General features: G+C 69.6%; 26 protein-coding genes. 11 read left to right on the forward strand and 15 right to left on the reverse strand.

The features are described from left to right. Position 1 precedes the first annotated feature (1 nt). Both ATC03_RS12960 and ATC03_RS12965 read right to left on the reverse strand, forming a co-directional pair. The gene (locus tag ATC03_RS12960; protein ID WP_084003481.1) at positions 2-1222 is read right to left on the reverse strand and encodes an LLM class flavin-dependent oxidoreductase; all 1221 of its coding nucleotides are present in this window, start codon (positions 1220-1222) and stop codon (positions 2-4) included. Positions 1223-1436: 214 nt separating this feature from the next. Beyond that, positions 1437-3056, reverse strand: a complete 1620-nt coding sequence (locus ATC03_RS12965) for a M28 family metallopeptidase (RefSeq protein ID WP_067877786.1) — start codon at positions 3054-3056, stop codon at positions 1437-1439. Between the two features lie 221 nt (positions 3057-3277). Here ATC03_RS12965 and ATC03_RS12970 point away from each other — a divergent pair, with 221 nt between their 5' ends. Then, the gene (locus ATC03_RS12970; RefSeq protein ID WP_067877789.1) at positions 3278-3667 is read left to right on the forward strand and encodes a thioredoxin family protein; all 390 of its coding nucleotides are present in this window, start codon (positions 3278-3280) and stop codon (positions 3665-3667) included. A gap of 45 nt (positions 3668-3712) precedes the next feature. Here the strand turns inward: ATC03_RS12970 and ATC03_RS12975 are convergent, their stop codons facing one another. From ATC03_RS12975 to ATC03_RS12985, 3 genes are read right to left on the reverse strand one after another with little or no spacing between them, the layout of a single operon-like run. After that, positions 3713-4330 (reverse strand): hypothetical protein, encoded by a 618-nt coding sequence (locus ATC03_RS12975; protein ID WP_067877792.1) that lies wholly within the window; start codon positions 4328-4330, stop codon positions 3713-3715. Positions 4331-4368: 38 nt separating this feature from the next. After that, positions 4369-5283 (reverse strand): LLM class flavin-dependent oxidoreductase, encoded by a 915-nt coding sequence (locus ATC03_RS12980; protein ID WP_067877793.1) that lies wholly within the window; start codon positions 5281-5283, stop codon positions 4369-4371. 22 nt (positions 5284-5305) lie between these two features. Next, entirely contained in the window at positions 5306-6352 is a 1047-nt protein-coding gene (locus ATC03_RS12985) for an EamA family transporter (protein WP_074401159.1), read from the reverse strand. A 116-nt stretch (positions 6353-6468) separates the two neighbouring features. Here ATC03_RS12985 and ATC03_RS12990 point away from each other — a divergent pair, with 116 nt between their 5' ends. The 4 genes from ATC03_RS12990 (at position 6469) to ATC03_RS13005 (ending at position 9885) form a co-directional block, all read left to right on the forward strand. Further along, on the forward strand, positions 6469-7020 hold the full coding sequence (locus tag ATC03_RS12990; protein ID WP_067877799.1) for a CGNR zinc finger domain-containing protein: 552 nt from the start codon (positions 6469-6471) through the stop codon (positions 7018-7020). A gap of 316 nt (positions 7021-7336) precedes the next feature. After that, positions 7337-7879 carry a hypothetical protein gene (locus tag ATC03_RS21015; RefSeq protein WP_067877802.1) on the forward strand — a complete coding sequence of 181 codons (543 nt, stop codon included), beginning with the start codon at positions 7337-7339 and terminating at the stop codon, positions 7877-7879. A 37-nt stretch (positions 7880-7916) separates the two neighbouring features. Then, a complete protein-coding gene (locus ATC03_RS21020; protein ID WP_227820092.1) occupies positions 7917-8999 on the forward strand; it encodes an IS30 family transposase in 1083 nt (360 codons plus the stop codon). 307 nt (positions 9000-9306) lie between these two features. Next, a complete protein-coding gene (locus ATC03_RS13005; protein WP_161490345.1) occupies positions 9307-9885 on the forward strand; it encodes a DUF998 domain-containing protein in 579 nt (192 codons plus the stop codon). A gap of 90 nt (positions 9886-9975) precedes the next feature. Here the strand turns inward: ATC03_RS13005 and ATC03_RS13010 are convergent, their stop codons facing one another. Next, positions 9976-10509: an SRPBCC domain-containing protein gene (locus ATC03_RS13010; protein ID WP_084003482.1), complete on the reverse strand. Its 534-nt coding sequence runs from the start codon at positions 10507-10509 to the stop codon at positions 9976-9978. A 146-nt stretch (positions 10510-10655) separates the two neighbouring features. After that, positions 10656-11015: a RidA family protein gene (locus ATC03_RS13015; RefSeq protein ID WP_067877812.1), complete on the reverse strand. Its 360-nt coding sequence runs from the start codon at positions 11013-11015 to the stop codon at positions 10656-10658. A 43-nt stretch (positions 11016-11058) separates the two neighbouring features. On the opposite strand from ATC03_RS13015, the gene ATC03_RS20615 reads away from it, so the two are divergent. Beyond that, positions 11059-11217 (forward strand): hypothetical protein, encoded by a 159-nt coding sequence (locus ATC03_RS20615; protein WP_156997181.1) that lies wholly within the window; start codon positions 11059-11061, stop codon positions 11215-11217. Positions 11218-11270: 53 nt separating this feature from the next. Here the strand turns inward: ATC03_RS20615 and ATC03_RS13020 are convergent, their stop codons facing one another. The 3 genes from ATC03_RS13020 to rpsO form a co-directional block, all read right to left on the reverse strand. After that, positions 11271-11999 (reverse strand): HNH endonuclease family protein, encoded by a 729-nt coding sequence (locus ATC03_RS13020; RefSeq protein ID WP_074401044.1) that lies wholly within the window; start codon positions 11997-11999, stop codon positions 11271-11273. 53 nt (positions 12000-12052) lie between these two features. Next, entirely contained in the window at positions 12053-12673 is a 621-nt protein-coding gene (locus ATC03_RS13025; protein ID WP_227820093.1) for a uracil-DNA glycosylase family protein, read from the reverse strand. A gap of 175 nt (positions 12674-12848) precedes the next feature. Further along, positions 12849-13118, reverse strand: coding sequence for a 30S ribosomal protein S15 (gene rpsO / locus ATC03_RS13030; protein WP_067877818.1), 270 nt, complete (start codon positions 13116-13118; stop codon positions 12849-12851). 525 nt (positions 13119-13643) lie between these two features. Here rpsO and ATC03_RS13035 point away from each other — a divergent pair. Continuing rightward, the gene (locus tag ATC03_RS13035) at positions 13644-14471 is read left to right on the forward strand and encodes a hypothetical protein (protein ID WP_067877820.1); all 828 of its coding nucleotides are present in this window, start codon (positions 13644-13646) and stop codon (positions 14469-14471) included. A 21-nt stretch (positions 14472-14492) separates the two neighbouring features. Next, complete coding sequence (locus ATC03_RS13040) at positions 14493-14876, forward strand: DUF488 domain-containing protein (RefSeq protein WP_067877823.1); 384 nt, start codon at positions 14493-14495, stop codon at positions 14874-14876. A 4-nt stretch (positions 14877-14880) separates the two neighbouring features. Here the strand turns inward: ATC03_RS13040 and ATC03_RS13045 are convergent, their stop codons facing one another. Further along, positions 14881-15948: a CPBP family intramembrane glutamic endopeptidase gene (locus tag ATC03_RS13045; protein WP_227820094.1), complete on the reverse strand. Its 1068-nt coding sequence runs from the start codon at positions 15946-15948 to the stop codon at positions 14881-14883. Between the two features lie 332 nt (positions 15949-16280). Here ATC03_RS13045 and ATC03_RS21025 point away from each other — a divergent pair, with 332 nt between their 5' ends. Next, positions 16281-20654 carry a family 78 glycoside hydrolase catalytic domain gene (locus ATC03_RS21025; RefSeq protein ID WP_067877826.1) on the forward strand — a complete coding sequence of 1458 codons (4374 nt, stop codon included), beginning with the start codon at positions 16281-16283 and terminating at the stop codon, positions 20652-20654. 89 nt (positions 20655-20743) lie between these two features. On the opposite strand, the gene ATC03_RS13055 is transcribed toward ATC03_RS21025, so the two are convergent. Continuing rightward, the gene (locus ATC03_RS13055) at positions 20744-21586 is read right to left on the reverse strand and encodes a CPBP family intramembrane glutamic endopeptidase (protein ID WP_067877829.1); all 843 of its coding nucleotides are present in this window, start codon (positions 21584-21586) and stop codon (positions 20744-20746) included. Further along, positions 21583-22497: a Cof-type HAD-IIB family hydrolase gene (locus ATC03_RS13060; protein WP_067877832.1), complete on the reverse strand. Its 915-nt coding sequence runs from the start codon at positions 22495-22497 to the stop codon at positions 21583-21585. Before ATC03_RS13060 ends, ATC03_RS13055 begins: the two co-directional genes overlap by 4 nt. 128 nt (positions 22498-22625) lie before the next feature. On the opposite strand from ATC03_RS13060, the gene ATC03_RS13065 reads away from it, so the two are divergent. After that, positions 22626-23684, forward strand: a complete 1059-nt coding sequence (locus tag ATC03_RS13065; RefSeq protein WP_067877835.1) for a M4 family metallopeptidase — start codon at positions 22626-22628, stop codon at positions 23682-23684. 41 nt (positions 23685-23725) lie between these two features. Then, entirely contained in the window at positions 23726-24115 is a 390-nt protein-coding gene (locus ATC03_RS13070; RefSeq protein WP_067877838.1) for a protealysin inhibitor emfourin, read from the forward strand. On the opposite strand, the gene ATC03_RS13075 is transcribed toward ATC03_RS13070, so the two are convergent. Continuing rightward, the gene (locus ATC03_RS13075; RefSeq protein WP_067877840.1) at positions 24027-24713 is read right to left on the reverse strand and encodes a lysoplasmalogenase; all 687 of its coding nucleotides are present in this window, start codon (positions 24711-24713) and stop codon (positions 24027-24029) included. The two genes, ATC03_RS13070 and ATC03_RS13075, sit on opposite strands and share 89 nt — an antisense overlap. 123 nt (positions 24714-24836) lie before the next feature. Next, positions 24837-25208 carry an FKBP-type peptidyl-prolyl cis-trans isomerase gene (locus ATC03_RS13080; protein WP_067877843.1) on the reverse strand — a complete coding sequence of 124 codons (372 nt, stop codon included), beginning with the start codon at positions 25206-25208 and terminating at the stop codon, positions 24837-24839. Between the last annotated feature and the right edge of the window lie 67 nt (positions 25209-25275).

Here is a 25275-nt window from a genome sequence, read left to right on the forward strand (position 1 = left end):
CTTATCGCGTGGCGGCCGGGCCGAAGGCCGAGCCGGTCTTGACGGGTTCGGGGGAAGCCGCGGTGGCCTGCGCGTCCTGGTAGGGCGACGGGCCGGCGAGGTTGTCGCCACGGTTCGCGTTGGGCGTCGCCTGGCGGGGCGCCTCGCCGCCGTAGGTCGCGGCAACGAGCGAGGCGTGGGTCGGGGCATCCGGAACCTCGACGGGACGGTTCTTCGCGAACTCGCGTCGCAGCACCGGCACGACCTCTTCGCCCAGCAGGTCGAGCTGCTCGAGCACGGTCTTCATGGGCAGGCCGGCGTGGTCGAGGAGCCAGAGCTGGCGCTGGTAGTCGCCGACGTAGTCGCGGAACCCGAGGGTCTTGTCGATGACCTCCTGCGGGCTGCCGACCGTGAGCGGCGTCTGCTGCGTGAAGTCCTCGAGGCTCGGACCGTGGCCGTAGACGGGCGCGTTGTCGAAGTACGGGCGGAAGTCGCGCACCGCGTCCTGCGAGTTCTTGCGCATGAACACCTGGCCGCCGAGGCCGACGATCGCCTGCGCGGCGGTGCCGTGACCGTGGTGCTCGAAGCGCTGGCGGTACAGCGCGATCATGCGCTGCGTGTGCGACGCGGGCCAGAAGATGTGGTTCGCGAAGAAGCCGTCGCCGTACGACGCGGCCTGCTCGGCGACCTCGGGGGTGCGGATCGAGCCGTGCCAGACGAACGGGGGCACGCCGTCGAGCGGGCGCGGCGTCGAGGTGAAGCCCTGCAGGGGCGTGCGGAACCGGCCCTGCCAGTCGACGACGTCTTCGCGCCAGAGGCGGTGCAGCAGCTCGTAGTTCTCCTGCGCGAGCGGGAGGCCCTGACGGATGTCCTTGCCGAACCACGGGTAGACCGGTCCGGTGTTGCCGCGGCCGAGCATGATGTCGACGCGACCGCCCGACACGTGCTGCAGCATCGCGAAGTCCTCGGCGATCTTCACGGGGTCGTTCGTCGTGATGAGCGTCGTCGAGGTGGTCAACTGCAGGGTCGAGGTCTGACCCGCGATGTAGGCGAGCGTCGTGGTGGGCGAGCTCGACCAGAACGGCGGGTTGTGGTGCTCGCCGAGTGCGAAGACGTCGAGGCCGACCTCTTCGGCGTGCTTGGCGATGGTCAGGGTGGCCTGGATGCGCTCGGCCTCGGTCGGGGTGCGTCCGGTGGTCGGGTCCTGGGTGATGTCGCTGACCGTGAAGATTCCGAATTGCATGATGCCCCTCCTGGGTGATCCATCTGATCCTGCAAGTATATGCATTTGCATACATCGGATCCAACGGATGCCACGGCCACACTATTCCCGGATCGTGCACCCGATTTCGGGACGCCGATTCCACCCCGCCTCGACGACGGAGCGGGGGCGCCCGAAGGCACCCCCGCTCGTGTTCTCGACGTCGTTCTCGTCGTCGTCGAGGATCGACTTCCGACTACGACGCCTCGAGCGGCCCCTGGTCGTGGCCGTGGTCGGGCGCGAGCCCGCCGCCGCCGCCCACCGTGCCCTGGGGGCCGGCCGGCGTCGGCAGGATGTTGAACGGCAGCTTCTTGCCCTTCACGCCGTTCACGTCTTCGGTCGAGTACGCGTAGGTGAGCACCGCCGTGGCGATCGCCCCCATGTTCACGTACAGGGCCTTCTTGTCGATGTTCGCGATGGTGTCGCAGACGAGGTGGTAGCACTGGTCGAACTGCTCACCCGCGGTTCCGCCCCAGATGGCCGCCTGCTGCTCGGTCTTGACGACCTCGGCTCCCGTGAACAGGCCGCCCGACGGGATGTCGTTCAGGATGAACGCCTCGTAGTCGCTCCGACCCGAGAACTCCGCGTCGTCGTAGGGCTGGCGGATCAGCGTGAAGTAGCTCTCGAAGAGATCCTCGATCGCCACCGACCCCTCCGGCACCACCACGGGCGCCTCGTACCCCGACTCGTCGCTGTCGTAGACCATGAAGATGGAGTTCGGCGAGGCGATCATGTCGAAGTTGAGGTACAGCGCGATCTCGTCCTTCTCGGGCTGCGACAGGCCGTCGACGTAGGCCGCCGAGCCGAGCAGTCCGCTCTCCTCAGCACCCCACCAGGCGAAGCGCAGGGTGTTCTGCGGCTTCAGCTTGCCGAGCGCCTGGGCGATCTCGATCAACGCGGCCGACCCGCTGCCGTTGTCGTTGATGCCGGGGCCCGCCTGCACCGAGTCGAGGTGCGCGCCGGCCATCACGACGTTGGTGTCGTTCTTGCCCGGCAGCTCGGCGATGACGTTGACCTGCGGTCGCTCCTCGGGAGCGGGCACGAAGATCGAGGCGGTCGAGCCCGCCTGCGCAAGGGCGAGGCCCTGCTCGAAGCTCGCCCCGACGACGGGGATGTCGAGCGCCTCGGTGTTCGCACCGAACAGCGTGCCCGTGATCAGGCCCGACCGCTCGGGCGTGTTGCCCTGGTTGAAGATGATCACCGCTTCGGCGCCGGCATCCTGCGCGTTGCGCGCCTTGACGCCGAACTCGCACGTGCCGCGCTGCACGAGCGCGATGTCGTTCGAGCCCGTGAAGTCGAGGCCGGCGAAGTCCGCCGCCTCGCAGCCGCTCGTCACCGGATCGTAGGGAGCGGTGAGCACGACGTCGACCGGCACGATCGTGCCGTCGATCGGACCGTAGCCCGTGCCCGTGAACGAGCCCGTCTCGTAGTCCGCGACGACTGGAGCCGTCTGCGAGAGCGTCGAGGGCCCGATGAAGGTGAAGGGGAACTCGTCGAGGGTGACGTTCCACCCGGCGTCCTGGAGGGTGTCGACCACGTACTCGACGCTCGCGTCGTAGCCGGGCAGACCCGCGGCACGGTTGCCGCCGTTGGCGTCGGCGATCGACTGGAACTCCTCGAGGTGCTCCATCACCCCGTTCGCCGACGCGCATTCGAGCAGCTTGGCGATGGTGTTGTTGTTGCGGTTGTCGCACTTGTTCGACGAGCCTCCGGCGAGCGCCGCGCCCGCCGGGACGAGCGCCAATGCGAGCGCCGAGGCGGCGCCGATCGCGAGTGCCCTGGCAGTCCTGGATCGCGGTGCAGATCGTTGCATCATGTTCCCTTCCGCACGGATGCCACCGTTGACACCCGTTTGGGGGGCCAGCATAGGTCGGCCCCGGCGGAATCCGGAACCCCTCACGCCCGGATGCGCACGAGAACGCGCTCTCAGATTCATACACGCACGATTCCTGCGTGGAGGCCGCCGAACCGCGGCGATCAGGATCACCCTGAGCGAACGCTGGGCCTCCGGCCATGAGCGGAACGTACGCTGGGGGCATGGCTACCGTTCCCCTCACGCTTGAGACCTTCGAGAAGACGATCCTCGAGGGCGGCACCGTCTTCGTCGACTTCTGGGCCGGCTGGTGCGGCCCCTGCCTGCAGTTCGCGCCGAATTACGAGGCCGCCTCCGAGGCGAACCCCGACGTCGTCTTCGCGAAGGTCGACACCGAGGACCAGCAGCAGCTCGCCGCCGCGATGAACATCACGTCGATCCCGACGATCATGGCCTTCAAGGACGGCATCGGCGTCTTCGCCCAGGCCGGCGCCCTGCCCCGCCCGGTCTTCGACGACCTCGTGGCGCAGGTGCGCGACCTCGACATGGACCTGGTGCGCGAGCAGATCGCGGCCGAGCAGGCGACCGAGAACGCGGAGTCCCCCGCCTCCTGATCTGCTGATCGGCCGGTCCGGCCGGGCGGATGCCGCGGCCGGCCGCTAGTCGTGCGCGGGCGTCAGCGCCTCAGCGAGTCCGCTCGCGTCGAGGTCGACGCCGAACGGGCGCGAGTCGCCCGTGATGCGGGCGGGCACGCGGACGAATGCCCCACGCAGCCGCAGCGCGTCGAGCGGTTCGAGCCACGGCTCGGCCGCGGTATCCGACAGGAAACCCGCGTGACGGGGCCGGTCGCCGCCCACGAGCTGCACGCCGACGCGGTAGCGCATCGAGAGCCAGCGGCTCGCGCGCGGCACGAGCACGGCCTGCTGATCGGCGCCGCCGTGGATGCGGGCGAGATCGATCGCGGGCTGATGGCGCTGCACGTCGGCGACCGGCATGACGCTGCGCACCTCGCGCGTGCGGGCGGGCGCGTCGACGATCTCGAGCCCGTCGAGCGTCGCGAGGTTGCCCCACTGGTCGGGATTGGTGCGCGTGCGCCCGGCGCGCAGGAGCACCACGAGCAGCCACGCGAGCGAGGCGACGAGCGCGACGAGGAACGGCCAGTACAGCCAGGCAGGCGAGTTCGGGCGCACGATGCCCGTGAGGATCAGCAGCACGAGCACCAGCAGGTACGGCGTCGGCTCCCACGCGAACAGGGACTTCGAGCGGGGTGCGGGCATGCCTGCCAGCGTAGCGAAGCGAAGCTGTGGTGCGGCTCTCAGCGAAGGCCTGGCAGGCGCGAGGCCACCTCGTCGAGCACCGCGCGACGGCCCGCGTAGATGCCGTCTTCACGCGGCCAGTGCGCGACGACGTCGGTGAAGCCGAGCTCGGCGGCGCGCCCGACCGCCCGCTCGAACGCGTCGACGCTCTCGAGGGCGTAGCGGGCCGACGAGTCGAGCAGCAGCGTGCGCGGCATGGTCGAGGCGTCGCGCCCCGCTGCGGCGCAAGCGGCCTCGAGTCGGCGGCTGAGCTTGGCGGCGTAGGCCCACCACTCCTCGGTGTCGTCGATCGAGCCGGCGGTCGTGACCCAGCCGTCGCCGAGGCGCACGGCGAGCGCCATGGCCTTCGGGCCATCGGCGGCGATGTGCAGCGGGGTGCGCGGGTGCTGCGGCGGCGCGCCGACCATGCGCGCGTTGACGGCGCGGTACCAGTCGCCCTCGTAGGAGATTCCGGCGTCCTCGGATGCCGCGGCATCCGTCTGCGGAGGCTCGCCCTCGAAGCGCAGCAGCGCGTCGAGCACCTCGGTGAACTCGGCGAACCGCTCGAACCGCTCGGTGGGGGTCAGCAGCGGCTCGCCGAGCACGGTCGCATCGAAGCCCGTGCCGCCCGAGCCGACGCCGAGCAGCACCCGGCCGCCCGAGATCTGGTCGACGGTCGCGATGTCCTTCGCGAAGGGCACCGGATGCCGGTAGTTCGGCGACGCGACGAACGTGCCGAGCTCGATGCGCTCGGTGACCATGGCGGCGGCCGTGAGCGTCGGCACGGTCGCGTGCCAGCGCTCGCCCGCGAGGCTCCGCCACGAGAGGTGGTCGTAGGTCCACGCGTGGTCGAAGCCGTACTCCTCGGCGCCGCGCCAGAGCTCGGCGGCCTCGGGCCAGTCGGATTGGGGCAGGATGCAGATGCCGAATCGCATGTTCGAAGCCTACGGGCGCGGGTCAGGTCGCGGGGCGCTCGGCCGGCCGCGCGGTACCCGCGGGCAGGTCGGCGGGCAGGTCGGTGGACAGCGGATCGGGCTCGAACGTCAGGTCGGACTCCAGGGCCGGGGCCGTGCCGGGCAGGATGTCCGGCGCGGTCGCGAGCGCGGGGCGCTCGAAGCGCACGAGCACGATGCCGCCGAGGATGAGCAGGCCGCCGAGCAGCTGCACGGGGCCGATCGCCTCGCCGAGGAGGATCCACGCGACGATTCCGGCGAAGACGACTTCGGACAGGCCGACGAACGACGCGAGGCGCGTGCCGAGGATCTGGATCGCCTGGATGCCCGCGACGTACGCGAACGCCGTCGACACGGCGCCGACCGTGAGCACGGGCACCCACCACGGCGCGATCGTGCCGAAGTACGGCGCGGTGGTGAAGTTCGCCTCGAACGGCACGAGGCCCACGAGGAGCGAGGCGCCGAGCACGAGGCATCCGATGAACAGGCCGACCGCGGCGAGCGAGATCGGGGGGATGCCGGTGTCGCTCTTCTCGCCGAGCACGTAGTAGACGGCGACGCCGATCATCGCGATCGCGGCGAAGGCGATGCCGAGCGGATCCAGCGCACCGCCGGCCGGGCCGATGACCAGTACCAGGCCGACGATCGCGACGACCGAACCGGCGAGCACGACGAACTGCGGCACGTGGCGCGTGCGCACCCACGCGAGCGCGACCAGGGCGACGGGCGCGAGGTACTCGATGAGCAGTGCGGTGCTCACGGGGATGCGCGCGATCGACATGTAGAACGCGAGCTGCACGCCGGCGACGGCGACGACCGAGTACGTCAGCACGGTCCACTTCGCGCGCCAGAGCGGGCGGAGGTCGAACTTCAGGGCGATGAGCCCGGGCACGAGCAGCAGCAGCGCGCCCACGAGCACGCGGAAGAACACGGCCCCGCCGGGCGACCAGCCCGACTCGAGCAGCGGTTTCACGACGGCTCCGCCCGCGCCGAACGCGAGACCCGACCCGAGGCCGAGGATGATGCCGAGGATGCCGCGTGAAGCCCGCATTGCGCTGCCGTTCCGTTGGTTCGTGTGTCGTGCGAGGTCGTTCGCGAGCCGCGGCCACGTCATGCCCGAAACTCGTTATGCTCGTGACAGTACTCGGGCCAGAAGTCAGGAGTCAAATGTTTTTTACCCATGACACGGAGTCAGCACTGCAGTTCGTGGGCGCCCTCACCGACACGGTGCCCTCGGCGTCGGATTCGGGCGACGACGAGCTCCGCACGATCGCCCAGCTCGATGCACTCCTCGTGACCTGGAAGTACTCCGGCCGCCACGACCGCGACGCCCGGGAACTCGGTGAGGTGCGCGCCGCGCGCGAACGCCTGCGCGCGCTCTGGCTGCTCGATCGCGATGCCGCCGCCGCTGCCGTCAACGACCTGCTCGCCGACGCGCACGCTCTCCCGCGGCTCGTGCGCCACGACGATCTCGACTGGCACATCCACGCGACCGCGCTCGACGAGCCGCTCGCCACGCGCATCCTCGTCGAGGCGGCGATGGCGTTCGTCGACGTCATCCGCTCCGACCAGATGGAGCGCCTGCGCGTGTGCGACGCCGACGACTGCGAGAGCCTCTACGTCGACCTCTCGAAGAACGGCTCGCGCCGCTTCTGCACGACCCGCTGCGGCAACCGCATGGCCGTGCGCGCCTACCGCGCGCGGGCCGACGCGGTCTAGGGCCGGCGACGTCACTCTCCTTGGGAGGGCCCGGTTCGAGGGTCAACGCTTCGGACTCGTGGTGGGCGACCTGCCTCGATGACGGCTGCTGCGGACTCGTCCGAGCAACGTCGCCTTCGAATGGCAGCGCTTTCAGCGTCGGCACCGGTGAGCCCGACCCATCTTCCATTGCAGTGGCCGTGCCCCGGATTCTATTGATCGATGCAACACCCCTTCTTGGAGGTTGTTGCTCGTGGTGTTGTCGTTCTCTTCTCCCGCGGCTGTGCGGTTTCTGGCTGCGATCGGCCAGGGTCATGGTCTGAAAGGATCCGCCCGGATGGCGGGGATCGATAAGGAGGTCGGGTATCGGTTCCTGCGCGATCGGTATGTCCAGCTCCGTCGTGGCGGGCTGAGTGCCGGTGACGCGGTCGATGCGCTGGGGTTCCGTTCGAGTCGGTTGCCGGACTGGGAAGCGTTGGTCGGGCGTGATGGGCGCCATCATCTGCGGGTGGACCCGTCACGGGAGCGGGTGTTCTGGGCTGCGTTCGAGGGTGGCGCGGATTGCGATGCTGCGTGCCGGGCGGTGGGCGTGGCTCGTTCCACGGGCTACCGGTGGATCCAGCGCCGATTCGGGGAACTCCGCTCGAGCGGGGTGAGCTTGACGCGATCCATCCGAGTGCTGCGGCTGACGCCGCGTCGGGCCGAGGCCTTCGAACGAGAACGGCAGGCCACGGAACGCCGCAAACGGAACGCGGCGACTGCCGCGCACCGTGACGCGTTGCATGCGTCGGCAGGGTTGGTCGACGCGATGCTCGGCGAAACCGATGCCACGAGACGTCGTCGGGAACGGGCCGACCCGGTACTGGCAGTTGATGCGTGAGGGCGTCAGCAACGTCGACGCTTGCAGAATCCTGGGTATGTCGCGTCCCGTCGGAACCCGGATCCGCAAACAGAACAACTTCCTCATCCCCTCACTCACCCCGCCGCGGCCATCGAGCGGACGGTACCTGACCGGTCGGGAGCGGGTACAGATCGCGGACCTGCTGCGGTTGGGGTGCTCGATGCGTCAGATCGGCAGGCAGCTCGGCCGGCACCCGTCGACGATCAGCCGGGAACTCCGCCGGCACACCGACGCGGCCGGGAACTACCTGCCCCGCACCGCGGACCTTGACGCGCGCCGGCAACGCGCACGCCCGAAGACCCCAAGACTGGTCGCGAACGCACCGTTGCGGTTGCTCGTGCAACGCAAGCTGAACCGGTGCTGGTCACCCGAGGAGATCGCCGGGTGGCTCCGCAAGACCTATGCCGACGAGCCGAGCATGCACGTCTGTCACGAGACCTTCTACCGTGCCCTGCTACTCCGAGAACCCGGCGGACTGCATCAGCGGTACGCGATCAAGCTGCGCACCGGTCGGCGGATCCGGAAGACCCGCTGGCGCACCCGCACCGGACAGGGCTCGAGGATCCGGAACATGACGATGATCGACCAACGCCCCGCGGAGATCGAGACGAAACTGACTGCCGGGCACTGGGAAGGCGACCTGATCGTCGGGGTCGGATCCGTGTCCGCGATGGTCACCCTGCGAGAGCGGAAGACCCAGTACGGGATGGTCATCAACCTGCCGAAGGATCACACTGCCGCGTCCGTGAACCATGCCGTGATCGGCGCGTTCGCGACCCTGCCTGCGCATCTGAAGCGTTCCCTGACCTGGGACCAGGGCGTGGAGATGTCCAGCCACGAAGCCCTCACGGCCGCGACCGGTATCCCGATCTACTTCGCCGAACGCGCCAGCCCCTGGCAACGCGGCGCGAACGAGAACTTCAACGGACTCCTCCGCCAGTACTTCCCGAAAGGCACGAACCTCGCCCAACACTCGACCGCACACGTCACCCGCGTCGTCAACGAGATCAACCACCGCCCACGGAAGACCCTCGACTACGACACCCCGGCACGACGCCTGAGACAAGAACACCGCGCCCCGGCAACAGCACTCGGATAGCCTGCAACGACCTACTCTGTTGCGTCGATCACCAGAATCCGCCGTGCCCGTGCGGGCGTTCTGATCGGGCGGGGTATCCGGTCAGACCGTCTCACACCGCGACCCGACTGCGCCATCGCACGATGGCGCGACGATGTTCCAACGCGGGAGCCAAGCCGCCCGGAGGCCGGTCGGCGATCGGACGCTGCATGCGGCTCCGGTGTTGGGCCAGCCATGGTCGTCCCGGACCGCGGGATAGAGTGCCGCTCAGGAGGATGCCCGTGGTCGCTGGAGGTCTGGCCCGTTGAGCGTTGCTGCCATCGCTGCCGTGACGGCGCTCGTCGGCGGCGGGATCACGGCAGGGCTGATCGCGATCCTTCACGTTCTCAAGCCCGAGTACGACCCGTCCTGGCGGATGATCAGCGAATACTCCCTGGGGCGATACGGGTGGGTGATGCGCCTCGCTTTCGTCATGATGGCCATCTGCCTTGCGGCGACGAGTGTCGCCCTGTGGCCGTTCGGCGGCGCGTGGACCATCCCGTTGGCCGCGGTCGCATTGGGCGCGCTCGGTGCTGCGTTCATCGACGCCGATCCGATCATGACTCCTCGCGCTCAGGCCACGCCCGTGGGCAGGGCGCACACGGTGCTGGGCGGGGTGTTGCTCGCCGGCTTCCCCCCTGCCGCGCTGATCGCGGGGGTCGGGGTGGCGACCGCGCTCGGCTGGACGTTGGCGATCGCATCCGTCGTCCCGTTCGCCGGCTTGGTGTGGTTCCTCATCGCTGCGGCCCCAGCCCACGGGCACGGCGGCTCGCCTGAGATCCGAATCGGATGGCCGGACAGGTTCTGCCTCCTCGCCTACCTGGCATGGGTCGTGCTGGCCGCTGTCGGCGTGCTGTCCGCCGCGTGAGGCGAGAGCGCCGCCTCTGAGGCGTCAGCCGGTCCGTCTTCGGATGTCGCGCACGAGCGCATGCTGGAAGCCAGGCGAGCATTGCGCGCCTCACGAGCCGCTGCCGCCGATGGCCGCCGAAAGCCCGTTCAGCCGAAGGGTCGTCCCGGTGCGCAGGTGCGGCAGGTCGGCGCTGCCGTCACCGGTGCGGGTCAGGAACGCGACTTGCTCCGTCCAGATCAGTGTGGTTCCCCCACCATCCGCATCCTCGAAGGTGACCGTCACGAGCGATACCCAGCGGGTCACGGCATTGACGATGGCCTCGTACACGAACACGATCCGGCGGTCGGAAACGATGTCGAGATAGCGGGACCTGTTGCGCAACCGCTCTTCCGACCCGTCGGGCAGGACGAAGGTGCTGGTCGCATCCTCGCCCCCGCCGACCCGGAAGACGTGATCGTAGGTCGCTCCCGATCCCGGGAGACGGACCCACCGCCGCCGGATCAGGTCGTCCGCAAACGCTCCGAAGACCGTTGCCCGATCCGCCTGGAGAACTCTGGTGACACTGAAGATCTCGTGTCGGACATCCGGAATCGGTTCATCCGTCGACCGGTCGGACTCGTCCGATCCGTGCACTTCGGTCATTGCGACCAGCTCCCTGTTCGAATCGCGCCCATTCGTTGCTCTCCGTAGGCAACGGCAGAGGCCGCCAATCGCTTCCCTCGTTTCCTGCTCAAGGTACTCAGAGGATGGCGACATCCGCACCCCGCTTCACGACGCCGATGGGCAAGTCAGTCGATGACTGCTGCAACCGCCTCGATCTCGACGAGCTGGTCGTCATATCCGAGGACCGTGACTCCGAAGAGGGTGCTCGGTACGTCATGATCGCCGAACGCGCCATGAACCACCTCCCAAGCTGCAACGAGATCGGACCGGTTCGAGGAAGCGACCAGGACGCGCGTGCTGATCACGTCCTCGATCCCTGCCCCGGCGGCCTCGAGCGCCCCCTTCATCGTCTCGATGCACCGAGCGGCTTGGGACGCGTAGTCGCCGACCGCGGCAATGGTTCCATCGTCTTCGAGCGGGCAAGCACCGGCGAGAAAGAAACGCGAGCACCGGGAAGCGGTGCTCGACTCGATGCAGCGGTACATCCGGGTCGCCCGCGAACAGCCTGGGTTGCACTGGACCGGCGTCGTGGACGATGGGAGCGGCCGTCTCGTGGGCATTGCGCTCTGGGACTCCGAAGGCGCCGCGACGGCCGCACGACCCGCGCTGATGGCGGAGGTCGGCAACGACCCGTTCGCGACCTGGGACGAGCACCCGGTCGACGGGCTGCGCGGCGACGTTCGCTGACAGCCGGGAACGCGACTCGATCTGTTCCACGATGCGGGCGAGCCCCATCGGGTTCAGGGGCAGCCGGAGTCGACGGATGCGATCGCGTCGAAGTCCTCGGGCGAGACGGTGAGTCCGTACGAGAGCAGCACGTCGGCGAACCGGTCGACGTAGGTGCAGGCGTAGCCGCTCGCCGGCGGCATCCATTCGGCCGGGCCGGAGTCGGACTTCGCCTGGTTGGCGGGCCCGTCGACGGCCGACAGGTTCGCCGGGTCGTTGGCGAACGCGGCGAGCCGCTCGGGCGCCCACGTCGAGGCGCCGTGCTGCCATGCGTACGAGAGCGGCACCACGTGGTCGATCTGCACCGCCTCCGACGTGTCGGGGCCCCGGGTGAACGAGATCACGGCGCCCGTGTACGGGTCGTGCAGCGTGCCCGTGCGCACGATGCAGCCGTTGCTGTCTGCACGGAACGCGATGTCGACGAGGTCGCGGATCAGCACGTCGTTGCGCGTGTCGCAGCCGTTGCCGTCGACGTCGGCCCAGGCCTCGCCGAACCGGGCGCGATCGTAGGGCGCCGTGGACGCGGGCCCGGCGACGACGAGCGCCGCGAGGTCGGGGTCGAGCGTCGCCGGGTCGAGCGGCGCACTCGTGGCCGGGGCGCTCTGACCCGGGAACGTCCAGCCGCCGCCCGCCTCCGACCTCATGCCCTCCGGCCCGTAGAGGTACACCCAGACGGCGACCGCGAGCACGATGACGAGCACGGTGGACAGGGAGACACGGCGGGAACGTCGACGACGGGGCATCCGATCATTCTGGCGTCTGCTGGACGTCGCAGATGACCGCCGGCACCCCGCGTTCAGGGGCGTCGCAGCGCGTCCGCGACGCGACCCTTCAGATCCGGCACCAACTCCTCCTCGAACCAGGGATTGCGTTGCTGCCAACCGACGTTGAGCGGCGACGGATGCACGATCGGAACCGTCTCCGAGCCGTACTCGCGCCACGCTCGAACCGTCTCGGTGAGCGTCGGCGCACGCCGAGCACCGAGGTGGAACCGCTGCGCGTACGCACCCACGAGGATCGTGAGCCGAGGTCGCATGAGCGAGAGGATGCGTGGATGCCACACCTCGGCGATGCCCCGCCGTGGCGGGAGGTCGCCCGAGGCCCCCTTGCCCGGATAGTAGAAGTCCATCGGGACGATCGCGAAGCGGGATGCATCGTCGAACTCCGCCCGCGTGACGCCCAGCCATCGCAGCAGGCGATCGCCGCTCGCGTCGTTGAACGGGATGCCGCTCTCTTGCGCGCGGCGCCCGGGCGCCTGGCTGACGATGAGCACCCGCGATGACGGGGAGCCGAAGAGCAACGGACGCCAGCCCATCGCCGTGAACGCCGCATTCGCCGGGTCCGCGGCGATCGCCTCGCGCAGTTCGGCGAAGGCGTCGGATGGGTCGCCGCGTCCGCGGCCGGGTGAGTCGTCCACGGGAACATCATGCCCGGTGTCATCCGGAGTCCGTCTCGATCCGGCTTCTCGGCCGAGTCGCGCATCGCAGCCGGCCCGTGCGAATGACGAAAGCCCCCGGCCTGTTCCGAAGAACGGGCGGGGGGCTTTCGCAAGAAGCTCGCGGTATCAACGAGAGCCGCAGCCAGAAAGCTGCTTAGCGGCGCAGGCCGAGACGCTCGATGAGCTTGCGGTAGCGGTTGATGTCGACATCGGCGAGGTAGCCGAGGAGACGACGGCGCTGACCGACGAGAAGGAGCAGGCCACGACGCGAGTGGTGGTCGTGCTTGTGCGCCTTCAGGTGCTCGGTGAGGTCCTTGATGCGCTTCGTGAGGAGCGCGATCTGGACCTCGGGGGATCCAGTGTCACCGGGGTGGGTCGCGTACTCTTCGATGATCGCCTTCTTGACGTCTGCTTCGAGTGCCATAGATGGGATCCCCTTTCTGTTCGTTGCGCGCTGCCCGAGGCGGAATGCCTGAGCTCTCTTGATGCGCGGCCGTTTCACGGCAACCTGAAGAGTCTACCAGAGCGGATGCCGCGTGGCCGCCGATGCCCGGAACGTCCGGTGCGCACGACCGGGCTGTGCACGGTACCCGATCCGACCGCCGAGGTTCCGCATACGATGTGCGACGCAGCATCCGTCGCCGCCTGCACGCCTCCCCGGCCCGGGCGCACTCCGACACCATCTTCGAACCCGGGCCGCGTGCCACGCCCGGAAGGGAGCACCGACTTGCCCGAGACGCCGATCGAGCCCGCCCCGGCCGAGGATCGCCCTGCTCCCCCGGTATCGCCGTACGGCCCCGCGCCGACGGCGGAGCGGGTCGGGTCGCCGGCCGCCGTGCCGGCGCCCGCGCCGTCGCCCCTGCCCGAGTCCGGGTTCGTGCCGCCGACGACACCATCCAGCACCGGATTTGCGCCGGCCGGCCCGCCATCCGCACCGGCGGGCGCGCCAGTGGCACCGGCCGTCGGCTCGCGCGAGACCGTCGGTTTGCTCGCACTGATCTTCGGCCTGGTCGCCATCGTGCTCGCCGTGATCCCGTTCGCCGCCCTCATCGCGTGGCTGCCCGCGTTCGTCGCGATCGGCCTCGGCATCGCGGCACTCGCGTCGAAGTCCGTCGCGCGCAAGGGCCGAGGACTCGCGGGGATCATCCTGGGCACCGTCGCGTTCCTGTTCGCGATCTTCGTGAGCGTCGCCTCGCTGTTCTGGCCGACGATGCCGTTCGGCCCGACCGCCGGCGACACGACCGCCGAGTTGCACGACGAGCCCGCGGGCGGCGCCGACGACGGCGCCGCAGACCGTCCCTCGCAGTTCGAGGTCATCGCGGGCACGGCGACGGGCGACCCCGACGATCCGTTCGCGGTCGGCGAGGCGATCGAGGTCACGAACCACGGCGAGCCGTACTACTCGATCACCTTCGGCGCGACGAACCCCGATGCCGCGGACGTCGTGTCGTCCGAGAACCCGTACAACGAACTCGCTCCCGAGGGTTCGTCGTACGTCCTCGTTCCCCTGACCGTGCAGTACCACGGCGACGGTTCCGATGCCACCCGCTCGCCGGTCTACGACCTCCGAGTGTCGTTCGCCACGGGCGACGGCGGGACGATCAGCGAGGACTACGCCCTGATCCCCGACCCGTTCTTCATGCTCCCCGAGTTGCAGCCTGGCGAGAGCGCCACCGGCAACCTCGTGTTCGTCATCCCCGACGGAACCCTCGACGCGGGCACGTGGCTCGTCGACGTCGGGTGGGACGGAGTGTCGTTCCACGCCGCGGTCCGATAGGGCCGCTGCCAGACTGGCCGCGTGCCCTTCACCGTCAAGCGCGTCTACGACCAGCCCGAGGCATCCGACGGCTACCGCGTGCTCGTCGACCGGCTGTGGCCGCGCGGCGTGAGCAAGGATCGCGCCGAGCTCGACGAGTGGGCGAAAGAGGTGGCGCCGTCGCCCGCACTGCGCACCGAGTGGCATCACTCGGCCGACCGCGAGGCGACGTTCGACGGCTTCGCCGCCCGGTACCGGCACGAGCTCGACGGGAATCCCGCCGCGGAGGCGCTGCTGGCGCTCGGCCGCTCGAAAGAGCCCGAGCGGGTCACCCTGCTGTTCGGCGCGCGCGACGAGCACGCCAACCACGCGCTCGTGCTGCTCGACTGGCTGGCCGAGCACGGGGCATCCGTCGACCCGGAGTGAAGACCTAGACGCGCGACTCCGCGAGGGTCAGACCCGGCTCGGGCTGCTTCCACAGCTGACGCGTGATGACGAGCACGAGGATCGTCGCCGCGAGCAGGATCCATCCGGGCCAGCCGAGCAGGCTCCCCCAGATGCCCTGGTCGTCGGCGAGCGAGTCCGCGTCGGCGAAGATCAGGAATTGCGTGGTCGCCGTGTTGATCGCGCCGTGGGCGATGACCGCGGGCCACACTGAAGCCGAGCGCAGCCGCATCCAGCCGATGACGACGCCCGTCAGCACGCAGAAGGCGACCATTGCGAGCAGGCCGAGCAGGTCGGTGCGCTGGTAGTTGTAGCCGAGCAGGATGAGCGGCGCGTGCCAGAGACCCCAGATCGCGCCCGAGGCGACGAGCGCCCACACGGTGCCGAGCGGCCGAAGCGCCGGCAGCAGCCAGCCGCGCCAGCCGATCTCCTCGCCGAACGCGGCGACGCTGTTCAGTGCGGTCAGGAACGGCAGCGAGATGAGCGTCATCACCACGACGACGGATGCATCGATGGGCACCGCCTCCCCGCCCGCGGTCTCGTTGAGCGCGTCGATGACGGCCTGCACACCGCTGAGATCCACGAGATCGACGCGGATCAACCCGAGCGCATGTCCGAGCAGCATCGCGAGGAACGGCAGGGCCGTGAAGAACACGAACGCCAGCGCGATGAAGAGCCACGTGCGCCCGGCCGGCCGGATCGGCGAGAGGCCGAGCGAGCGCGGGATGCTCGCCGGGCGGCGCACCCAGAGCACCACGACGAGCGTCGCGAGCGCGGGCGTGAACATCATCGCGGGCGCGAGCAGCCCGAACAGCGGATGCGCGAGCCCCTCGCCCGAGATCCAGAGCGGCATGGCGACGAGCCACGCGCCGACGAACGCGATCGCGACGAACACGCCGACCGCGAGCCACGGCACCTTCGTCGGCACGATCGGAGCGGCGGCCGCGTTCTTCGCGCGCTGGCGATTCGCAGCATCTTCCCGCCTCGAGGGCAGCGCCAGCATGCCCGCCGGGCCGGTGTTCACGTGCGTGGCGGCGGGCGTCGGCGCGGGCATCTGTTCGGGTGCCCGGGGAGTTTCGATCGGGGTCCAATGCCGGTGATCCGTCATGCATCCATGACACCAAGCCGGGCACCACCGTCGCATCCCCCATGCGGCGGATTCGTCGACGCCATCTCGGCGCTCAGGCCGGAAGGCTCGAGTGAGAGCATGCCACAGCGGCATGTGTTCTGCATATATCGCAGCCGGATGAGACATATTGCATTCCAACCCTCGACACGGCATGCGAGATCTCCTATGCTCATCTCGGCCGCCCATGATGAATCGATTCACCCAGGGCGCCACAGGACGACACCATGCCCAGCTTCACGAAGGAGTGAGCCAGCACGATGACTGCCCACCGTACGATCCGTGCCGCGATCGCGGCGCTCGCCGCCGCGGCCCTCACCGCGACACTCGCCGCGGTCGCATCGCCCGCGCTCGCCGCACCGCCGTCTTCGATCGTCTCGATCGCCGACCTCACGGTGAACGCCAGGAACGAGCCCATCGGCATCCCGAGCGACGACCCCGTCTTCGGCTGGATCTCCGCAGCGACCGCTCGGGACGTCACGCAGTCGGCCTACCGCATCCAGGTCGGAACCACCGTCGGCGGTGCCGAGCTCTGGGACTCGGGCAAGGTGGAGTCACGCGATCAGGTGGACATCGCATACCCCGTCGATCGACCCGACCTCGAGAGCGCCACGCGCTACCACTGGCGCGTGCAGGTATGGGACCAGGACGATCTGGCAACGGGCTGGTCGGATCCGAGCTGGTTCGAGACCGGGCTGAACGAGGAGGAGGACTGGTCGGGCGCGGAGTGGATCGGCCGTCCGAACGGCTCGTCCTCGCCCTCGAAGCCCCTGCTGCGCACCGAGTTCACGACCGACCCCACCCGCGAGATCGCCTCGGCCAGGGTCTACGCGTCCGCCCGCGGGGTGTACGAGCTCTCGCTCAACGGTCAGAAGGTGGGTGATCAGTTCCTGGCCCCCGGCTACACCGACTACCGCACCAGGATCCAGTCGCAGACCTACGACGTACAGGTCCAGTCCGGCCGCAACGCCATCGGCGCGGCTCTCGCCGACGGCTGGTACGCCGGATGGGTCGCCGACCACCAGAACGTCTTCGGAACCGCGGCCGACCTCTCGGTGATCGTGAAGATGCGCATCGACTACACCACCGGATCGCCGCAGTGGATCACGAGCGATGACGACTGGACCTGGTCGCCCGGCCCGTTCGAGGCTGCCGACCGGCACTACGGAGAGACCTACAACGCCGGTCGGGAGATCGACGGCTGGAACGAGCCCGACTTCGACGACACCGCCTGGCGTGCCGCAGCCGTCCGCGCTTCGACCACCGACCGGCTGGTCGCCCAGCCCGACGAGCCGGTGCGTGCCCTGCAGGAGCTGCCGGGCACCCCGACCGCCGCGCAGCCCACCGCCGGCGCGAAGATCTTCGACCTGGGGCAGAACATCTCGGGCATCTACCGGGTGAAGCTCACCGGGAAACCGGGCGAGACGGCCGTCATCAGCTATGGGGAGTCGATCTACAACGACAGCGCCCCGGTCGACCAGCGCGGCAAGCTGTTCACCGGAAGCGTGATCGGCACCGACCGGTACACCTTCCCGGCGGACTGCTCCGAGCCGTGCACGACGACCTACACGCCCACCTTCACGCAACACGGCTTCCGCTACCTTCAAGTGGCCGGACTCGCCACGCTGCCAGGAGACGGTGATGCGCAGGGCATCCTCCTCGCTTCCGACATCGAACGCACCGGCAACCTGACGACCTCGAACCCGATGGTGAACCAGCTGCTCTCGAACTCCTACTGGAGCGCGATCGACAACATGCTCTCCATCCCGACCGACTGCCCCCAGCGCGGCGAGCGCGTCGGGTACACCGGAGACATCAACCTCTTCGCACCGACCGCGATGTACCTCCTCGACGGTCGATCGTTCCTCGGCAAGTACGCCGACGACCTGGCCGACGCGCAGAACGTCACCGACGACGAGATGAACGGGTCGATGCCCTCGGTCGTGCCTTACTCGCAGCACATCCCTCGCGCGAACGGCGGCCCCTCGGTCGGATGGGAGGACGCCACGATCGGCGTGCCCTACGCGGTCTGGCACGCCACCGGCAATGTCGCACTCGTGCGCAAGCACTGGCCGATGATGCAGAAGTTCCTCGCCTACAGCCTCGGGTTCGTCGACGGCGACGGGGTCTCCGACCGACTCGCCTACTACGGCGACTGGGGATACCTGGGAGGTCGTGCGACGCCGAACGACGTGCTCGCGACCGCGTTCACCGCCGAGAACCTGCGCATGATGGCCGAGATGGCCGAAGCCATCGGCGAACCGGAAGCCGACGAGTACGCCGACCGCCTCGCCGACGTGCGTCGCGGGTTCACCGACACGTTCGTCGCCGCCGACGGAACGATCCAGGGCGACGCGCAGACCGGCTACGCCCTCGCCCTGGGCATGGACCTCATCGACGACGCGGATGTCAAGGCGAAGGTCGGCACGAAGTTCACCGCCAGGCTCGCCGGCGACGGAAATCATCTGGCGACCGGATTCCTCGGCCTTCCGTGGCTCCTTCCCGCCCTCACCGCGATCGACCGCGACGACCTCGCCTACCAGCTTCTGCTCAACGACGACTACCCGTCGTGGGGCTTCGAGGTGAAGATGGGCGCCACCACGATCTGGGAGTTCTGGAACACCATCGCCGCCAACGGCACGCTCGGCTGGTCGTCGCAGAACCACTACGCATTCGGTTCGGTGACCGACTGGATCAACCAGACCGTCGGCGGCATCCGGATCGGTGAGGCCGGCTACCGCTCGGCGATCATCGCCCCGAAGCCGGGGGGCGGCATCACGTCGGCGACCGACACGCTGAAGACCGTCTACGGCCCGCTCTCGAGCGCGTGGGAACTCACGGCCGACACCTTCGACCTCGACGTGACCGTGCCGGTCAACACGACCGCGGAGGTGCACCTTCCGGCATCGGGAATCGCCGCCGCGACCCTCGACGGAACCGCGCTCACGGAGGCGACGCCCGGCGTCCACGACGTTCGCTTCGACGCCGACGAGCACGCCGTCATCGTCACGCTGGGCTCCGGAACCTACGCCCTGCAGGCGCAGCGGCCCGATCTGTCGGTCACGGGCACCTCGGTCGAGGTCCCGCAGCCCGGCCTGGCCGAGCTGACGACCACCGTCCACAACGCCGGCGGCGCCGCCGCGACCGTGCAGGTACGGGCCGCATCCGCAAGTGCCGGCCTCACGCCGGGCGCGCCTTCGGAGCTCGTCTCGGTGCCGCCCCTGTCGTCCATCGAGATCCCCGTCGAGGTCTACTTTGACGCCGGAGCCGACGCGGCGAACGGCAGCGTCGACCTCGAGATCGTCGACGACGGCGTCGTGATCGCGAAGGGATCGGCGACGATCGCGTGGTCGAAGTCCGCGCAACCGATCGTCGTCCCGCCCGCGCAGTTCTCGGACTGGGTGGATTTCGGCCCCGGAACCGCAGAGGTCGCCTCGCAGACCGCACACAACTTCACGAAGAGCGCGAACGCGGGAACGAGCGCCGAAGCCGGCGTCGGCCGGGCCTACTGCCGTCGCATCGCCGGCGAGAACTGGTTCTCGGCCGACGTGGCCCTCCCCGAGAAGGGCAAACCGTTCACGCTCACCGTGCTCGAGACCGCCAATTCGACCATGTCGAAGGACTACCGCGTCACGGTCGACGGCACGGAGGTCTCGCGCGTACGGTACACGCCGGTCGTCGGCCTGAACACGCATGCCATCGACGTGCGCGACCTGACGGGTCTCGACCCCGATGCCGACGGGGTCGTCACCGTGCGGTTCTCCTTCGTGCTCGGATCGACCCCGCCGCCGAACGTCGCCGACTGCTCGATCGCCGACCTCTGGGTGACGCCGCTGTCCGAGACGGCCGACACGATCGCGCCGAGCGTCTCGGCGGCACCGGCTCCCGGCGCCGAGCGCGGCGATGCGGGCTGGTACACCGGCCCGGTCGACGTCGAGGTGAAGGCGGTCGACAACGTCGCCCTGGCGAAGGTCGAGGTCGACACCGGTGAGGGCTGGGCGATCGCCACCGCACCGGTGCGCGTGGCCGATGACGGCGAGCACACCATCCGGTACCGAGCGATCGATGCCGCCGGGAACGCCTCAGCGGAGCGGTCGCTCGTCGTCCGCATCGACGCGACCGCCCCGACGGTGGAGGTGTCCGGTGGGCCGCGAGGCGAGGTCGAGGCATCCGCCGTGCCTCCCGCGCCGACCTGCGCGGGCACGGATGCGACCTCTGGAGTGCGCTCGTGCGAGATCACGGGGTATTCCGCCGAGGTCGGTGCGCACACGATCACGGCGATCGCCGTCGACCATGCCGGCAACTCGGCGAAGGCCACCGCGTCCTACCGCGTCGTCGATGACATGCCGCCGGCGGTGACGATCGAGACGTCGAGCCGCTGCCTCGCCGGCAAGGCCGTGCTCGGTGTGAACGTCGTGAACACCGGCCCGACCCCGATCGACGTGGTGGTCGAGACCGCCTACGGGTCGAAGTCGTTCTCGGCCGTGGCTGCGGGCAAGACCGTGTATCACGCGTTCACCACCCGCGTGAAGGAGCTCCCCGCCGGGGCCGCGACGGTGACGGCCGGCGCTGCGGGTGACGACGCGCCCGGAGCGCCCGTCTCGAGCGCGTACGCCGCGAGGTCCTGCAGCTGAACGCCCGGCCCTGAGACTGACGCCGATCCACGGGTCCGACGCGGATCCCGGCCGGGCATCGAAGCCCGGCCGGGTCCCGGCGGTCCAGGCTACGGAGCAAGCAGGAAGATCGCCGGCCACCCGTTGTGCGCGTACACGATGACCGCGAACACGACCGCGTCGAAGAGCATGTGCACCGTGAAGACGTAGCCGAGCGACTTCGTGAGCTTGAACGTGTAGCCCTGGATCAGCGCGAACGGAATGGTGAGCAGCGGCCCCCAGGACTGGTAGCCGAGCTCCCACAGGAACGACACGAACACGATCGTCTGCAGCAGGTTCGCCTGCCAGGTCGGGAAGTGCCGGCGCAGCAGCACGAACACTGTGCAGATGAAGAAGAGCTCGTCCCACGTGCCGACGGCGATGACGCCGATGAGCAGGCGCCCGATCTCGTCGGGCTCGGTGACCGTCGGCCAGTTCTGGTAGACGCCAGAGGTGATGAAGTAGAACGGCAGGATCAGCCAGCCCGCGAGCGTCACGAAGATCAGGTAGAGCCACTGGGTGCGGTTCCAGCGGTTGCCCGTGCGCCACGGGAAGCGGATCGTGCGCTCGCGGTACAGGAACCGCGAGATCAGGTACGGCACGAGCACCGCGAGCCCGAGCACGACGGCGAACCGCACCATGCCCGCGTCGCTGAGGTCGGCCTTCATCGACGCCGTCGAGATGATGATCTGGCCGACCGCGATGAGCGCGAGGTCGGCGAGCAGGCGCTCGGTGCGCCCAGAGCGGTCGCAGAGCCACGCGGCCAGGAGCCCGACGGCGAGCATCGCGTAGCCCGCGATCGGCAGCAGGAACCCGAACAGCAGCACTGCGGCGCCGCACACGAGCACCGCCGGAATCAGGGCGATCGGATGCGTCCGCAGTGCGGCCGGGTCGTGCGTCGCCGTGGCGGTCATTCGTCGTCGGCGAGCGTTCCGCGGCGCACGGCCTCGACCCATCGCGTGAGGAAGACCGCGCCCGCCTCGTCGTGGATGAGCTCGCCCGCCGTGAGCACGGGGTAGCGGGTGGCGGGCACGCCGTCGGCCGGGCGCACGTCGACGTGGCGCACGTGTTCGCCCCGATCGTGCAGCCATTCGGACATGGCGTAGTCGGTGCGCGAGTCGCCCATCGTGCGCCAGTGCTGGGGGCGGATGCCCCGCTCCTCGAGCAGTGCGACGGCACGCTCGGCCCCGAGGTCCTTGCCGAGGCGCACCGACTCGACGTCCGTCGAGATGATCGTGGGGTCGATGCGCCACTGCACGCGCCCCGCGGCATCCGGTCGCTCGTGTCCTTCGCGGACCGTGCCGAACCCGTGCGCCGCGAGCACCTCGTGCGCGTGGTCGTCGAAGCCGGGCTGCGCTTCGAGGTAGTCGGCGTTGGCGACGTGCACGTGCTGCTCGACCGAGACCATGGCCCGCTTGGTCTCGTCGAAGAACCCGAAGTCGTCGAAGAAGGTGCCGACGAAGTCGCGCATCGCGACCGAGAACTCCGGTGGGGTCGCGAGCTCGTGGTCGACGTGGATCTCACCGAGACCGTGCTGATCGATCGCCGCCCAGACCGCGCCCTTCTCGCAGATCGCCCAGATCGGGGCGCCAGGGTCGATGCCCGCGGCGAGCATCGGCGGCACGACCTGCGCGGCGATGAACGCGTCGGAGCGGCCCGTGTTGAAGATCACGGGGATGCCCGCGTTCGCGAGCGCCGCGAGGTCGCGGGCGATCGACGGGATCGCGATCGTGCGCGTCACCGGGCTGGCGATCGGGCCGTCGACGTCGAGCAGGAGACCGAGGAGCGGGGTCGCGAGCAGGGACTTGGCGGGGGGCGTGGTCACGTCTCCAGCCTAGGCGGGCGTCGCCGGGCGCGCTTCGGGCCGCGTGCGCTCAGAACGTACCGTGCTGCGCAGGCCGCGCCCAGCGTGCCGTTCACCCGGATGTCGCACGCAGATGCGAGCATCGACGCATGCCGACGATCGTTCCGCCCTACCTGCTCGACCGCATCGCCGAAACCGCTGGCACGCGGTACCCACTCGCCGCCGAGGCCGCCAGACGAGCGCTCCTGCGCGAACCGCCGGCTCGTCTCGGGCCGACCTCGCCGGGCCGTCCGCAGCACGACGGGTACGGGCTGCCGAGCGCGCTGCCCGACGCCCCGTCGACGCCCGACCGGCGCATCTCCGACGCGCAGGGCACCGAGCGGCTGCCGGGCAAGCTGGTGCGCCGCGAAGGCGAACGCGCCACGGGTGACGAAGCCGTCGACGACGCCTACGACGGCCTCGGCGACACGCACCGCATGTTCGATCGCGTCTTCGGGCGCGACTCGATCGACGGGCGGGGCATGCCCCTCGAGGCCACCGTGCACTTCGGCGAGGCCTACGACAACGCCTTCTGGGACGGCGAGCGCATGGTGTTCGGCGACGGCGACGGCGAGATCTTCCGCGGCTTCACCGACTCGCTGAGCGTCATCGGGCACGAGCTCGCGCACGGCGTCACCGAGAACACCGCGAAGCTGCGCTACCAGGGTCAGTCGGGCGCCCTCAACGAGCACGTCTCCGACGCCTTCGGTGCGCTCGTCGAGCAGTACGCCCTCGGCCAGGACGCCGAGGCCGCGACGTGGCTCATCGGCGAGGGCATCTTCACGGCAGAGGTGCAGGGCCGTGCGCTCCGCTCCATGCTCGAGCCCGGCACCGCCTACGACGACGACGTGCTCGGCCGCGACCCGCAGCCGGGGCACATGCGCGACTACATCGACACCGTCGAGGACAACGGCGGCGTGCACCTGAACTCCGGCATCCCGAACCGCGCGTTCGCGCTCGCGGCCCGTCAGTTGGGCGGGTTCGCCTGGGAGCACGTCGGTCGCATCTGGTACGACGCGCTCACGTCGGGCGAGCTCGGCGAAGAGGCGACGTTCGCGCAGTTCGCCGACGAGACCGTGCGGCAGGCCGAACGCCGGTTCGGCGACGAGTCCCGCGAGGCCGAGGCCGTGCGCGACGGCTGGCAGCAGGTGGGGGTGCTGAAGGCGTAGCCGCCTGTCGGCTTCGCCGCACGAGGGGTACCGTGGGCGTCATGGACGTCTTCGTGGCCCGCAGCGGCGGCCTTGCCGGCATCCGCCTCACCTGGCATGTGAAGGTCGACGATCAGCCCGACGCCGACGACTGGTTCGTGCTGATCGAGGAGATCCCCTGGGACGACGTGCCGGCGGCCCCGGCCGAGCCCGATCGATTCACGTGGGACATCCGGTGCGAGCCTGCCGAGGCGACGGCGCACGCGGCGGGCACGACCGAGTCGACCGCGGCCGATCCGAGCGCCGACGAACCGAAGGTCGACGAACCGAAGGCCAACGAGGCGACCCTCGCCGAACGTCAGCTCACGGGGCCGTGGCGGCAACTCGTCGATCGGGTTCGCGAGACGACGGAGCCGCAGCGCGAAGCGCCGCGAGCACCCCGATCGAGATGAGCAGCTGCGCCGCGAGGTAGGTCGACATGACCGTGAGGTCGTGCAGGTCGAACCCCCGCACGGCGAACTCGTAGCCGGGCAGGAACCGGCCGAGCCCGAGCACCGAGTCCGACACGACGAAGAGCGCGCCGCCGACCGCCATGACCGGGCCGCGGCTCGCGGCGAACGTCGCCATGAGGCCGAGCACGAGGCCGTAGAGCGCGACCGGCACGAGCAGCACGCCGGTGTGCGGGCCGAGCAGCGCGATGAAGCCGACGAACCAGATCGCGTACACGAGGGTCCACAGGGGCGGGCGAGCGCGCCCACCCGGCATCCGCAGGAACACCGTGATGTACGCCACATGTGCGAGCAGGAACGCGCCCAGCCCGACGACGAACATGCCGTCGAACGACAGCGCGACGTCGCCCGCCCACGACAGCCCGATCGCGAGCAGCAGCAGCCACGGGGTCTTCAGGCGCGAGCGCCGCGCCGCGAGCACCACGCCGAGCGCGAGCAGCGGCATGAGGAGCGCCTTGGTCGTCGTGACCGACCAGTCGGGGCCCGTCTCGAGCAGCACGAGGTGAAGGGCGCAGAGCACGAGGTAGGGCGTGAACGTCATCGGCACCCGCCGATCGTAGCCGGGCGGATGCCGCGGGGCCGAACGGACTGTGGGACACGACGAAGGCCGACGGGCGATGCCCGTCGGCCTTCGTGTGATTCAGATGATGCGATGCCGCTCGGCTCAGCTCACGCCGAGCAGGTCGATCACGAAGATCAGGGTCTGGCCCGAGAGCCGGTGCCCGCCGCCGGCGGGGCCGTAGGCCTTGTGCGGCGGCACGATGAGCTTGCGGCGACCGCCGACTTTCATGCCGGGGATGCCCTCCTGCCAGCCGGCGATGAGCGCCTGCAGGGGGAAGTTGATCGACTGGTTGCGGCTCCAGGAGGAGTCGAACTCGTCGCCGGTGTCGTACTCGACACCGAGGTAGTGCACGTCGACCGTGGAGCCGGGGGTCGCCTCGGCTCCGTCGCCGACGACGATGTCCTCGATGACGAGGTCTACGGGGGCGGGGCCCTCGGGAGCGTCGATCTCGGGCTTGCTGTTCGTGTCAGTCATGCTTCCATCCAATCGGAGGCGACGAGTCCGGACAAGCGTCCACTCCCCTCTTGCGCTGACTGCGAAC

It is taken from the genome of Agromyces aureus (assembly GCF_001660485.1).
GTDB lineage: Bacteria > Actinomycetota > Actinomycetes > Actinomycetales > Microbacteriaceae > Agromyces > Agromyces aureus.

What these genes read in the sequence shown, in the direction of transcription:
- rpsO (WP_067877818.1), bottom strand. Translation starts at nt 13,118, where the DNA reads ATGGCACTCGAAGCAGACGTCAAGAAGGCGATCATCGAAGAGTACGCG.
- ATC03_RS13055 (WP_067877829.1), bottom strand. Translation starts at nt 21,586, where the DNA reads ATGACCGCCACGGCGACGCACGACCCGGCCGCACTGCGGACGCATCCG.
- ATC03_RS13010 (WP_084003482.1), bottom strand. Translation starts at nt 10,509, where the DNA reads ATGACCGAAGTGCACGGATCGGACGAGTCCGACCGGTCGACGGATGAA.
- ATC03_RS12975 (WP_067877792.1), bottom strand. Translation starts at nt 4,330, where the DNA reads ATGCCCGCACCCCGCTCGAAGTCCCTGTTCGCGTGGGAGCCGACGCCG.
- ATC03_RS12980 (WP_067877793.1), bottom strand. Translation starts at nt 5,283, where the DNA reads ATGCGATTCGGCATCTGCATCCTGCCCCAATCCGACTGGCCCGAGGCC.
- ATC03_RS12990 (WP_067877799.1), top strand. Translation starts at nt 6,469, where the DNA reads ATGTTTTTTACCCATGACACGGAGTCAGCACTGCAGTTCGTGGGCGCC.
- ATC03_RS12965 (WP_067877786.1), bottom strand. Translation starts at nt 3,056, where the DNA reads ATGATGCAACGATCTGCACCGCGATCCAGGACTGCCAGGGCACTCGCG.
- ATC03_RS12970 (WP_067877789.1), top strand. Translation starts at nt 3,278, where the DNA reads ATGGCTACCGTTCCCCTCACGCTTGAGACCTTCGAGAAGACGATCCTC.
- ATC03_RS13020 (WP_074401044.1), bottom strand. Translation starts at nt 11,999, where the DNA reads ATGCCCCGTCGTCGACGTTCCCGCCGTGTCTCCCTGTCCACCGTGCTC.
- ATC03_RS13015 (WP_067877812.1), bottom strand. Translation starts at nt 11,015, where the DNA reads ATGTACCGCTGCATCGAGTCGAGCACCGCTTCCCGGTGCTCGCGTTTC.
- ATC03_RS13080 (WP_067877843.1), bottom strand. Translation starts at nt 25,208, where the DNA reads ATGACTGACACGAACAGCAAGCCCGAGATCGACGCTCCCGAGGGCCCC.
- ATC03_RS13070 (WP_067877838.1), top strand. Translation starts at nt 23,726, where the DNA reads ATGGACGTCTTCGTGGCCCGCAGCGGCGGCCTTGCCGGCATCCGCCTC.
- ATC03_RS13075 (WP_067877840.1), bottom strand. Translation starts at nt 24,713, where the DNA reads ATGACGTTCACGCCCTACCTCGTGCTCTGCGCCCTTCACCTCGTGCTG.
- ATC03_RS21025 (WP_067877826.1), top strand. Translation starts at nt 16,281, where the DNA reads ATGACTGCCCACCGTACGATCCGTGCCGCGATCGCGGCGCTCGCCGCC.
- ATC03_RS12985 (WP_074401159.1), bottom strand. Translation starts at nt 6,352, where the DNA reads ATGCGGGCTTCACGCGGCATCCTCGGCATCATCCTCGGCCTCGGGTCG.
- ATC03_RS13045 (WP_227820094.1), bottom strand. Translation starts at nt 15,948, where the DNA reads ATGCCCGCGCCGACGCCCGCCGCCACGCACGTGAACACCGGCCCGGCG.
- ATC03_RS13065 (WP_067877835.1), top strand. Translation starts at nt 22,626, where the DNA reads ATGCCGACGATCGTTCCGCCCTACCTGCTCGACCGCATCGCCGAAACC.
- ATC03_RS12960 (WP_084003481.1), bottom strand. Translation starts at nt 1,222, where the DNA reads ATGCAATTCGGAATCTTCACGGTCAGCGACATCACCCAGGACCCGACC.
- ATC03_RS21020 (WP_227820092.1), top strand. Translation starts at nt 7,917, where the DNA reads ATGTCGCGTCCCGTCGGAACCCGGATCCGCAAACAGAACAACTTCCTC.
- ATC03_RS21015 (WP_067877802.1), top strand. Translation starts at nt 7,337, where the DNA reads ATGGCGGGGATCGATAAGGAGGTCGGGTATCGGTTCCTGCGCGATCGG.